Here is an 11,750-nt window from a genome sequence, read left to right as displayed (position 1 = left end):
ACAGGATGATGAAGACAGCTGAACGGACGCTGCCAAGCGACAATGTGCTGGGATATGCCGAACTCACAAATGATCTGCTGTTTCACAGAATACCGCACAGCAAACGGCGTTATTATGTAGAGCGCCCGCTGGCGATCGGCAGGGAGCATGCCCTGGAATTCAAGGCCCGCTTCGGCACGGATGTCGGAGCCATCTGCCGGAGCCGAGGAATCAGCGTCAATCTCAATGAACGGCAGGGCACCATCGGACAGATCCGCTTCCGCGCCCAGATTGAGCTGTCAGCCAAGGAGCGCGCCATTACGCTGTATAAATCGTCCATGGAAGAACTGCGGCAGTGTGCCGGGGTGCTGCTTCCCGGCCGTTCCTTCACGCTGAAGGAAATCACAGACATCCATCTCGCGCATGAGCTGTTTCACGATCTGGAGTTCACAGAGCTGGGGTACACCAACAAGCGGCTTGATGATATTAGCAGCCTCTCTCTGGGGCCGCTGCGCATCCGGGCCAGCGTGACCAAGACCTCGGAGATCGCCGCGCACGCGTTCAGCCGTTATCTGCTGGATCTGCCCTGCCTGCCGAATCTGCTGGACTACGCTTATATGATTCACAGCGGTACGCTGACTGCTGCTGAATTCTGGAGGCAGACGGAGGTTTGGTCCGGAGAGCTTGAGAATAGCTGAGCGGACTTCTTCAGACAGCAGCCTTGTGCACGTAAGCAGACAGCAACCTTAAGGGGTGTGCTGTCTGCTGTATTTTTGTAGAGGAAGCTATTGCGCCAGCCAGGGAGAACGTCTCTGACTTCGGACTCGAATTATGCTATGTTGGAGTGGGTAACCAGAGTTTGGGGAGGCTGTCCGCATGCCATTCAGAAAAGGTTCAAACCAATCTATATATGTACCGCTGCGCACCAAGTTTATCGTATTGTTCTGCCTGCTGATTACGGTTCCGTTTCTCGTGATCGGCACCATCAGCTATAAGAAATATACTGCCGGTGTGGAGCGCAGCACTGTGGAGCTATCCAATCAGGTTGTGAGCCAGATTAATATCAACCTGGAGCATTACATTAAGGAACTGGACCGGCTTACACTTACGCCGCTGTACGATGAGGATATGATGCAGATTCTCCGCAAGCACAGCGGCAGCGGCTCTGCGAACACTTATTTAACTACGGATGAGACGCTGAAGATGAATCTGTTTATTTCTTCGCTGGCTTTTGACCGGGGTGAGATTGAGAGCATTCTGGTGTTCACTAATGACGGAGGAATCTTCAGTAATCTGGACCAGAGCGTCAGGAAGCGGTGGAACCGCAGCATGGCAGACTGGATGGAGGCGGTTGAGCAGGAAGACGGTGGTCTTGCCATCCTTCCGCCGCATGCTGCGGCCTACTATACAGAGGCGAAGCAGGGGATTATCTCGGTGGCCCGGGTTATCCGTGAGCCCTATACGAATGACATGCTGGGGATCGTCAAGGTGGATCTGACGGCGCGGGGGTTCGGTTCGATTGTATCCACGGTGCGTTCGAGCGGGAGCGGTCTGCTGCAGATTACCGGCAAGAATCAGGTTATGCTGTACTCAGGGCCAGACGGGCTTCCCGATTCAAGCGAATCCTATATTACAGCCTCTGCGCATTCTTCTTATACGGGACTTAAGGTGACCTCACTAATTCCGCGTACGCAGCTCCGGGAAGACGCACGTGAACTAACGAATTCTACCTTGATTGTCTCCATCGTAGCCCTGATGGCAGCTTATGCGGCGGCGATCCTGCTGTCGAACCGCCTGATTAAACCGATTGCCCATCTGCAGTCGAAGATGAGGCAGGTGAAGCGGGGGCTGTTCCTGGAGCGGGCGACGGTCACTACAAGCGATGAAATCGGGCAGCTGACCGAAGGCTTCAATACGATGATCGGCGAGATCGACCGTCTGGTCAAAGAGGTCTATGAGACCCGGCTGAAGGAGCGGGAGGCCGAGCTGCTTGCGCTGCAGAGCCAGATTCATCCGCATTTTCTCTACAATACCCTGGAAATGGTGAACATGCTGGCCCTTCAGGGCAATACCCGGGAACTCTCGGGTGTGGTGACCAGTCTCGGGAAGCTGCTGCGCTACACGGTCGGCCATCAGGAGCAGATGGTGTACGTTCTGGATGAGGTAAGATTCGTAGAAGCGTATCTGCGAATCCAGGGTATGCGTCTTGGAGACAAGCTGCAGGCTGTAATCCATATTGACTCTTCCTTCGATTACTGCGTGGTACCGAAGCTGATTCTGCAGCCGCTGATTGAGAATGTTATTGAGCATGCCATGGGCCAGGACACGCTGCAGCTTGCCCTGACGGCTTCGGTGGAAGAGGAAGACTTGGTGCTGTCCGTCAAGGATGATGGTCTTGGCATAACCGGTGAACGGATGCAGGAGCTTGAAGAACAGCTGTATCAGAATAAATCCCGGCCCGGTACAGAGACGGAGCAGGGCGGCTTCGGCCGGATTCAAAAGGGTTTTGCGCTGCGCAATGTCCATCAGCGGCTCCGGCTGCTCTATGGAGAGCCTTACGGATTAACTCTTGATCATACGGCAGAGCGCGGGGTAACGGTCTCACTGCGGCTGCCGATGAACTGGGAAGCGATGAATAATGCCGGACCCGCCGGGGACAGGCAGGAGGAGACATAATGATGTGGACAAGGCTGCTAAGCCTTATGGTAGTGGTGTTTATGGCTGCGGGCTGCTCTTCAGGGGCAGGAAGCGGGGCGTCTGACGGGAAAGCCGGGGACGGTGAAGAAGCAGGAGGAAGTGAGGCGGCTGCTGTGCAGGAGCCTGTGAAGCTGAAGTTCAGCATCTGGGGCAACGATGCGCAGAAGGCAATGGTTGAGGGCCTGGTGGATAAATATGAACAGCTCCATCCCGGGATTGAGGTAGAGATCATGACGATTCCGTTTGCGGATTATCAGCAGAAGCTGTCGATCATGCTGGCCTCCCGTACCGCGCCTGATGCCGGATGGCTGGCGGAGCGGATGATTCCCCAGCTGCTGGAATCCGGCCAGCTGGTGGACATTGCAGCAGAGGTCAAAGAAGATCCCGGATATAACTACGCGGATATTTATCCGTCTACACTTGACATCTTCAAGCGGGAGGATCGACTGTACGGAATCCCATTCTCTACGCCTCCGGTGCTGATCTACTACAATAAGGACCTGTTTCTTGAGAAGGGTCTGAAGACGCCAACGGAGCTGTATAAGGAAGGGAACTGGAACTACGAACAGTTTCTCAAGGCCGCACGCAGCATCACTGATCCTCAGCAAGGCATTTACGGTGTGAAGCTGGTCCGCGACTGGAACAACTGGTCGGATGCCTTGCTGCCGCTGTTCTGGTCGCATGGCGCGGAGCTGTTTGACAGCAGTGCCACGGCTTTTGCGCTGAATTCTCCGGCAGGGAGAGAGGCGCTGCAGCTCTACAGTGATATGATGTTCAAGGACAAGGTGCATCCGCTTCCGGGCGATGAACTCACCTTCGACAGCGGCCGGATCGGGATGTATACGGACCGTTACAGCTATACCTCGAAGGCCCGTGCGGTTACTGATTTTGATTGGGATATCGCTCCAATGCCGGCAGGTGTGAAGGGTACAGGAACTTCACTCGGCTATGCGGGAGTCTCTGTATTCGAGACCAGGCATCCGGCGGAAGCCGCGGAATTCCTGAAGTTCATCACCAGCGCAGAAGCCATGAGCGTTACCGCGCAATACTTCGTCCCGTCCCGGAAATCCGTGCTTGAATCGGATGTCTTCCTGAGAGCGGCTTCCAAGCCTTCGCCGGAGAGCATCCAGCTGGCCGTACTCGACCAGATCGCGGATGCCCGGATCGCGCCGGGCCATAAGAACTGGCAGCAGATTGATACGAAGATTCAGAGGCTACTGGACGGGCTCTACACGCAAAGCTCTACCGTGGACGGGCTGCTCGGACAAATGGAGCTTGAAGTTAATCCGCTTATGAAATAAGAGGAGGAATTCGTACACGTTAAAGACCGCCTTCGGCACCGCTTTTATGCGGAAGAGGGCGGTTTTTTTAAAATCCTGCACGAAATACAACAATTCTCCCGGTAAATCGGCTATAATCCAAAATTGTTGTAAAAAAGGCAGGAATATCTCCTCCGCCGAGCCGATATATGAAATATTCCTGTATTTCATACAACAATCCTTCCGGGCACCCGGTTTATCCAGGAGCAAAGCTGCATTACATACAACAATTTGTAGCTGCCCGCACACTGTGAGCTGAGCTTTTGGCAGCCCGCTTTACTGCCGGAGAGATTTCTGAGGAACAGCGTAATGCGTAATCACAACCCCAGACCCCCTAATTTACAACAATCCGGCTTGTGAACTAAGCTGCCTTACTTGCATGCCCGGATAGTGCGGGGCGGATATTTGCCCGAAGATCGTTTATACTGAGTTTACATAGGAATTTTATTTTATAGCAGCGCTAGAGAGTGCAGACATGGAGGTTTGATCGCTTGGAATTATTTGAGTATATTTTACTGATGCTGGCAGCGGTCTCGTTGTCCAATCTGGTGAACCGGTTTATCCCTTCGGTTTCCGTGCCCATCATTCAAATTGTGCTGGGGATGGCTTTGACCTGGCTGCCTTTGCATTTTGAACTGACGTTGAATCCGGAGCTGTTTCTGCTGCTCTTCATTGCCCCCTTATTGTTTAATGACGGCAGGCTTGCGGATAAAGTGGCGTTATGGAAGCTGAAGAAGCCCATATTGCTGCTCGCACTTGGACTGGTCTTCCTGACGGTAGGCGTCCTGGGTTACTTCCTGCATTGGCTGCTGCCTATTCTACCGTTAGCTGCGGCGTTTGCTCTGGCGGCGGCACTTGCCCCTACGGATGCCATCGCTGTAGGCGCGTTGGAGCAGAAGGTCAAAATCCCGCATCAGACGATGCAGATTCTCGAAGGGGAATCTTTGATCAACGACGCTTCAGGTCTGGTCTCGTTTCAGTTTGCCGTGGCCGCCATGGTTACCGGGGCATTCTCCCTCAGAACAGCCAGCCTGAGCTTCATTACCATTTCAATCGGCGGTGTCGTGCTGGGGCTGCTGCTCACGCTGATTAAATACGGGATGGTCAGATGGCTGCGCAGACTCGGGATGGAGAACGTTACGTTACATATGCTGATTGAGATTCTGACTCCATTTGCGATTTTTATGGCGGCAGAGGAGCTGGGGGTTAATGGAATCCTGGCCGTTGTCAGCGCAGGTATTGCCCATTCCTTCGGATATAAGCAGATGAATCCCGAGGTGGCTAAGCTGAGCATCGTGTCCAAAAGCACCTGGTCCGTCATTATCTTCGTCTTGAACGGCCTGGTCTTCCTGCTGCTGGGCACACAGCTGCCGGAGATCATACAGACTGTCTGGAACAACCCGGATATCGGGAATTTCCAGGTAATCCTGTACACGTTATTATTAACAGCGGCCGTGCTTGGCCTGCGTCTGATCTGGATGCTGATTATGGACATTCCCGAAGGGGAGGAGCCGCGGGGACACTGGAAGCTGGAGTTCAAGAAAGCCCTCATTCTCACGCTGTCAGGAGTCCGGGGAACGATCACACTCGCGAGTACGATGTCACTGCCGTTTTTCCTGGATGACGGTACCCGGTTTCCGGCCAGGGATTTGATTATTTTCCTTGCGGCGGGTGTGATTCTCTGGACCCTGCTGGCCTCCAACTATCTGCTGCCGCTGCTGCTCGGCAAAGAAAATGAAGCAGAGCATAATGCCGAAGAGGTCGAGGCCAAAATCGAAATTCTGCGCAACGTAGTTTCCGGTCTAAACGATCAGGCTACGGATCATTCGCGAATGGCCCTGAGCCACTTGATCAGCACCTACACCTCAAGAATCCGCATGCTGAAGAAAAATGAAGCTGCAGAGGAAATGGAGCGGATGCTGGGTGTTACTTCGCTCAAGTGGCAAAGAGAGTACACCCTGACTGCGATGAAGCAGCGGGAGGTGAATCCGTACACGGCCTACCGTTATCTGAACCGGCTGAACAAGCAGCTATTCATGCACACCCGTGATCCGGAGTACAGGAATGACCTGGTTCCAATCAAAAGCTGGGAAGAGATTGTAGGAGTGATCCAGCAGGTGCGTCTAAGCGGCCAGGAACGGCGTGAGGAATGGAACCGGCTGCAGTCTGCCAATTTTGCCTACGTCTTGAAGAAGCTGAGAGAGCTGCAAAGTAAAGGGGAGACCGAACCTGAAGCGGTCAGCGCCCTAATCATGCGCTATGAGCGGGGGCAGATGAGACTGACCCGTACGGAGTCACTCTCCTCCACCAAACGGGAGTTTGAAGAGGCTCTGCAGGAGCTGTCCAGAGCAGGGATTCAGCTGGAGCGTGACAACATTCAGCTGATGTTCGAGAGCGGACGGATTTCCAGAGCTAGCATGAAGGAAATGAAACGTGATATCCTGTTTATGGAACATGAATTGAGGGAAGAAATGGGCTAGGCAGCGGGAATGAATAAATTTCCGGAAGGATGCGGAGATGAAGAATCCGGCGGTTCTAATTACAAAGGCATTGATAAGTACAGCCATCCTTATTTCACTGCATTTGCTGCTGATTTATGTACTGGGTATTCGGATCGAGGGCTGGAATCATGCCGTTTTATCAGACTTGGAGCAAGTTTACGCCATTCCAGTCATTCTTGTATGCATCAATTATATTATTTTTTTTCGGGTTAATATTCTGAAATACAAACTCATTTGGTGGCTTGCCAACCTGGTGCCTGGATTTATTTTTTTAAGTGTATCTAGAGTAACCTATGATGCAAGTAAAGCTGAGGAGGATTTTTTGGGTCTGTTGGGTTACGATTTTCAATTGATTGCACTTCTTCCCTTCATTTACTTTGTTCTCCAGCTCTTCCTGCTGTATGTTTGGAAAGTGGAGCGGAGAAATGATCAAGACAAGTATTAAGGCTGAAATTCCACAAGGAGATGAACATATAGAGTATGCGAAAACAAATCGTGGCGGGTACATGTGCAGTTGTTGCGGCAATCGGAATCTTTATTTATGCCGGAAGCGGGGAACGAAACACGGCTGACGTCGAAGAGGCGCAGGCACAGGGCAGCAGCCAGCCGGTTAGTCAGGCGGCCACTCAGGATATTAAGCAAATGGTGTCTGATTACAGCTCGCGCGCGCTGACGTCTCAGTCCGCCTCCATCACCTCCACCCAGCTCATCGTGGACAGCGGCGGGCCAAACGAAGTCACCTATGCTTTGCCGGAGAACGACTTCTTCCTGTCCGTTGCCCCTTATGTGCAGAAGACGCATCCATGTGCTACACACAGCCTGACCGGTTGCCAGGGGGAAATGGCGGGCCAGGACTTCGACATATACATTGAAGATGCCGAAGGCAAAGAAGTGATGAAGCAGACAGTGAAATCCCAGCCTAACGGGTTCATCGACCTATGGCTCCCGCGTGACCAGAAGCTTCAGATCACCGTCACGCATGACGGGAAACAAGCCAAGACCGAAGTATCCACCTTCAAGAGCGATGACACCTGTCTTACCACTATGCAGTTAAGTTAATCTATTTCTATTAGGGTTACGTTCTAAGCCGTCTTCCGGTACCGCTATTCAGCGGCAGGGAGGCGGCTGTTTGCTGTGATCATTTACTTTTTTCACCATGCGAATCACTAGCCTCCGGCTTAGTAACACAACGCAGGAATCCTCCGGTTTGATCCAGAGGCACCTTTATGAAATCCTGCACAAAATACAACATTTTCCTCGTGAGATCAATCGAAATCGAAAATTGTTGTACTTTTTGCAGCATTTCCACGTCTTCCAGCCAATCAAAGAGACTATTCTTGTATTTCGTACAACAATTCGCCTAAACACAGGGGTAACTGGCGACCAGAGTTGTACTCCGTACAACAATTATGCCTAATCAGCCCGGCGGGCTTAAGAAATCGGCTTCGCTGCGGCTACAACTCCCGGAGGGAGTAACGGATAATCAGCTAAAGCTTATCCATACGTCTATCTTTCCCTCTCAATCCATCCATCTCTCTATCTAACCCTCTACCCACCCACCCACCCACATATCCCCCCTACCTCTGCTCACGCCTCCCCCGGCCAGTCAATCGCCTAAGGTCTTCTCCGCTCTTGAATATAAAACCTAATTTACTATTCCAGAACCCGGTGTTACGATGGTGTGGAGTTGAGGCAAATAGGGGGCTAACAGGTTTCATGAAGCGGATCACCCGGGTTTTTCACAATTGGAGTGTGACCTCGAAGTTTGTTGGGATCTTTGTTCTGATTCTAACGGTCTCGTCCATCATCACAGGGGTCATCATTTATGTGCAGGCGTACAATTCAGCCATCTCCCAGGCGCGGAGCGTGATGGAACAGAATCTGCTGCAGACCAAAACCACGATCGATGAAAAGGTGGACATGATCGAGAACATTTCGGAGATCATCGCCTTTGATTCCAGGATTCAGACGCTGCTGGACAGCGCTTTTATTAATGAGAGCTTTCAGCTTCAGGACTACCGATACAACGTTGCCCCGATTGTAGATAACATTATGCGGCAGAATACGTACATCCACTCCATACATGTCTATATGAACAATCCGACGATCCCTGAGATCTTCGAGCTTTACGACGGCTTCTATAGTATGGACCGGATTCGCGGGGACGGGGAGTATGTACGGTTTATGAAGGATGTCCAGAACTCCACGGACTGGCGGGGACTGCATCTGGAGAATCTGCTGACAACGAGGCCTGATGTGAAGGCCAAAGCGGATGTTTTCTCGTATAACCGGAAGATTCTCTCCGGACGCAATAACGAGGTGAACGGTCTGGTCGAGATTGAGGTGATACAAAGCGTGCTGTTCCAGCCGCTGGAGGATGCCAACACGGAGGTTGGAAGCGTTCTCGTCCTCGACAATAATCACAAGGTTGCCTCCAATAACAACACTCCTCTGTCCGATGCGATGATCAAAGAGCTCACCGGGGTGATGCCCGGGGATAACAGCAGGCTGAATATGCTGGCAACGGTAGGCGGGGTCAGGTCCATAGTGATCTCGGTCCCGCTTACAGGCCCGGATCTTCGCCTTGTGGGTGTTTTTCCGGTCAGCAACTTTGTGGATAAAGTGAACCAGTCGATCCGGACCAGCTTCATGGTGCTGATTGCCGCGCTCATTATACTGAGCCTGCTGGTGTATTATCTGACAGTGAAGCTGCTGTCCCGCATGAAGGTGCTGCTTAAGGCGATGAAGCAGGTGCGGGAAGGCTCCATTGACGTATCGGTGCCGGTTGTCTGGAATGACGAGTTCACCCAGATGGCACTGAGCTTCAACCATATGACTACCCGGATCCATGATCTGGTCGAAACCGTATACAAATCCGAGCTGCTGGAAAAAGATGCCGAACTTAAAGCGCTGGAGTCCCAGATCAATCCGCATTTTCTGTACAACACGCTTGCGACGATCTCCTGGGTGGCCCGCAAGGCCAAAGCGCCGGATATCGTGAAGCTGTCAGATTCCATGGCCAAGTTCTACCGGCTGGTACTGAATAAGGGGAATTCGGAGACATTGGTGGCGAATGAGCTTGATATGGTGGGGGCTTATCTGGCGATTCAGAAGTTCCGGTTCGAGGACCGGTTTGACGCGGTTTTTGAAGTGGAGGAGCGGGTCAGGAACTGTTATACGCTGAAGAATATTTTGCAGCCGCTGGTTGAGAATGCACTGATCCACGGGATTGAGCCTAAGCGTTCACATGGTACCATTATCATCAAAGCAGCACTCGAAGACGATCAGGTGGTCATCCGCATCATCGACGATGGGGTAGGTATGCCGCGGGATATGATCGAGGATGTAATTGCAGGCAAAGTTCTCAATACACGGGGCAGCGGGTTTGCCATTGCCAATATAACCAAACGTCTTCAGGCTTTTTATGGGAAATCCCAGCATATTGAACTTTACAGCAGACAGGGGATTGGAACGGTAATTACCTTGTCTTTTGCAGCCAGGGGGATGAACAATGTTTAAAATGCTTATTGTCGAAGATGAACGCTGGGAGAGAGAAGGGTTAATCGAGTTTCTGGACTGGGCGTCGATGGGCATCTCTGTGATCGAGACGGCATCGGACGGCATCGAGGGATTGGACAAAGCGCTGGAGATCAGGCCGGATATCATCATCACGGATATACAAATGCCCGGCAGGAACGGAATCGAGATGGCCAAGCTTGTTCTGGAGCAGCTTCCCGGGGTGCGGATCGTTGTGCTGACCGGGTATGATGATTTCGAATTTGCCCGTGAAGCCTTGCGGTTCGGCGCGGTGGATTATGTGCTCAAGCCGGTGGGGGAAGAAGAAATGCTCAGCACGATGCTCAAGGTCGTCCAAGGCTGTGAGGATCAGCTGCTGAAGCGGAGTGAAGAGGAGCGCATGTGGCTGGAAAAAGATGCGGTGCATCACCTCTCGCTGCGCCAGCAGGTAATGGATTGGCTGCTGGGCCGGGGCGGTGCGGAGGCGCAGCAGCAGACGATTAGTGAACTCCGGGACAATGGCTACCTGGAAGCGGGCGCCTTCTCTGTGTGGCTGTGTTCCCGGCCGGGCCTGCCGCCGAAGCCCGATACAATGGAGATGGAGCGGACCGCCGGAACTGTACTCGGGCGGCAAGTGCTTGTGCTTTCGGCCGGGGCGGGGGTAGGGCAGGGAGAACTAGCGGCCTTCGTCCTGCTCATCGCCCTGCAGCAGGATGAGCTCAGCGGCCAGGCACAGCTTGCAGAGAAGCTGCTGCAGGCGCTTAATCTGCGGCCAGAGGGCATAGAGGATACAGCCCGGGAACAGATTGGTCCAGCAGGGTGGATCATCGGTATAAGCTCACCGCGGGAAGATATCGGACTCATCCGCGAATCGTTCCGGGAATCGCAAAGTGCATTTAACTTCGCGGTGTTTAATGGCCTGAGCGGCGTTGTTGCAGCAGACGGGGAGCAGCTCGCCAGGAAGCAATTCACTAAGGACTCCGAGGGGTTCACCCGGCAGTTCCGGGAGCTGGCCAAACGTCTGAGGTATGATCTCGGGAGCGGGAGCTCAACCGGACCGGTCATGGACGAACTGTTCACCTTGCTTGCCGCGCATCCCGGGGCAGGAAAATCCTATATCGCTTCCTTGCTCGGCGGTGTGATCGAGAGCTGTTCCTCGCTTGCGATGCCCGCTGCCCAAGCTACCACAGCAGTTGCGGCCAATCATATGGAGGCGCTGCTGGCCAGCAGCCGTCTCCCGGACATGAGAGCTTATACAGCAGGCGTTATCGGTGAAATGTCGCAGTTGCTGGAAGAGAAGCGGAACCGTAAGGATGACTATCTGATTAACCGGGTCATCGTTCTGATTGAGGAGCAGTACGGGAACCAGGATCTGAGCCTGGCATATTTAGCCGGCGAGGTATTCGTCTCCCCCAACCACCTGGGGATGATCTTCAAGAAGAAGACAGGCAAGACACCGAGTGAATATATCCAGGAGTACAGGCTCGCACGTGCGGAGGAGATGCTGCGCACAACCAAGCAGCGCATAGCTGTAGTGGCCGAGCAGATCGGCATTCCGAATCCATCGTATTTCGGGCTGCTGTATAAGCAGGTTTACGGAATGACACCCGGAGAGTACAGGGAATTCGTACAGCGTTAAGGGTCAGATCCTTCCCGGACGATAATAAGTCAGCCTCAATCGCAGATGATGCGTTTGGGGCTCTTTTATTTAGATAGCGCTTACAAACATCGTGGGATT

General features: G+C 52.9%; 8 protein-coding genes. All 8 read left to right on the top strand.

Going from position 1 to position 11,750, the window contains the following annotated elements:
• The first annotated feature begins 5 nt into the window (after positions 1-5).
• The 8 genes from MHI42_RS09905 (at position 6) to MHI42_RS09870 (ending at position 11,651) form a co-directional block, all read left to right on the top strand.
• Positions 6-677, top strand: coding sequence for a hypothetical protein (locus tag MHI42_RS09905; RefSeq protein ID WP_342423661.1), 672 nt, complete (start codon positions 6-8; stop codon positions 675-677).
• Between the two features lie 178 nt (positions 678-855).
• The gene (locus tag MHI42_RS09900; protein WP_342423660.1) at positions 856-2,655 is read left to right on the top strand and encodes a histidine kinase; all 1,800 of its coding nucleotides are present in this window, start codon (positions 856-858) and stop codon (positions 2,653-2,655) included.
• Positions 2,655-3,977: a sugar ABC transporter substrate-binding protein gene (locus MHI42_RS09895; RefSeq protein ID WP_342423659.1), complete on the top strand. Its 1,323-nt coding sequence runs from the start codon at positions 2,655-2,657 to the stop codon at positions 3,975-3,977. Before MHI42_RS09900 ends, MHI42_RS09895 begins: the two co-directional genes overlap by 1 nt.
• Positions 3,978-4,486: 509 nt before the next feature.
• The gene (locus MHI42_RS09890; protein ID WP_342423658.1) at positions 4,487-6,475 is read left to right on the top strand and encodes a Na+/H+ antiporter; all 1,989 of its coding nucleotides are present in this window, start codon (positions 4,487-4,489) and stop codon (positions 6,473-6,475) included.
• Between the two features lie 37 nt (positions 6,476-6,512).
• Positions 6,513-6,941 carry a hypothetical protein gene (locus tag MHI42_RS09885; protein ID WP_342423657.1) on the top strand — a complete coding sequence of 143 codons (429 nt, stop codon included), beginning with the start codon at positions 6,513-6,515 and terminating at the stop codon, positions 6,939-6,941.
• 35 nt (positions 6,942-6,976) lie between these two features.
• Entirely contained in the window at positions 6,977-7,555 is a 579-nt protein-coding gene (locus MHI42_RS09880; protein ID WP_342423656.1) for a CueP family metal-binding protein, read from the top strand.
• Positions 7,556-8,212: 657 nt separating this feature from the next.
• Positions 8,213-10,015, top strand: coding sequence for a sensor histidine kinase (locus MHI42_RS09875; protein WP_342423655.1), 1,803 nt, complete (start codon positions 8,213-8,215; stop codon positions 10,013-10,015).
• Positions 10,008-11,651 (top strand): response regulator, encoded by a 1,644-nt coding sequence (locus MHI42_RS09870; RefSeq protein ID WP_342423654.1) that lies wholly within the window; start codon positions 10,008-10,010, stop codon positions 11,649-11,651. The genes MHI42_RS09875 and MHI42_RS09870 overlap by 8 nt, the downstream gene beginning before the upstream one ends.
• The last annotated feature ends 99 nt before the right edge of the window (positions 11,652-11,750 follow it).

Source organism: Paenibacillus sp. FSL E2-0178 (assembly GCF_038593005.1).
GTDB classification, from domain to species: Bacteria; Bacillota; Bacilli; order Paenibacillales; family Paenibacillaceae; genus Paenibacillus_AQ; species Paenibacillus_AQ phytohabitans.
Note: the sequence above shows the minus strand (reverse complement) of the source record. Positions and strands in the feature narration are given on the sequence as shown.

Coding starts and splice junctions, on each gene's coding strand:
- MHI42_RS09875 (WP_342423655.1), top strand. CDS start 8,213: ATGAAGCGGATCACCCGGGTTTTTCACAATTGGAGTGTGACCTCGAAG.
- MHI42_RS09885 (WP_342423657.1), top strand. CDS start 6,513: ATGAAGAATCCGGCGGTTCTAATTACAAAGGCATTGATAAGTACAGCC.
- MHI42_RS09880 (WP_342423656.1), top strand. CDS start 6,977: ATGCGAAAACAAATCGTGGCGGGTACATGTGCAGTTGTTGCGGCAATC.
- MHI42_RS09900 (WP_342423660.1), top strand. CDS start 856: ATGCCATTCAGAAAAGGTTCAAACCAATCTATATATGTACCGCTGCGC.
- MHI42_RS09870 (WP_342423654.1), top strand. CDS start 10,008: ATGTTTAAAATGCTTATTGTCGAAGATGAACGCTGGGAGAGAGAAGGG.
- MHI42_RS09905 (WP_342423661.1), top strand. CDS start 6: ATGATGAAGACAGCTGAACGGACGCTGCCAAGCGACAATGTGCTGGGA.
- MHI42_RS09895 (WP_342423659.1), top strand. CDS start 2,655: ATGATGTGGACAAGGCTGCTAAGCCTTATGGTAGTGGTGTTTATGGCT.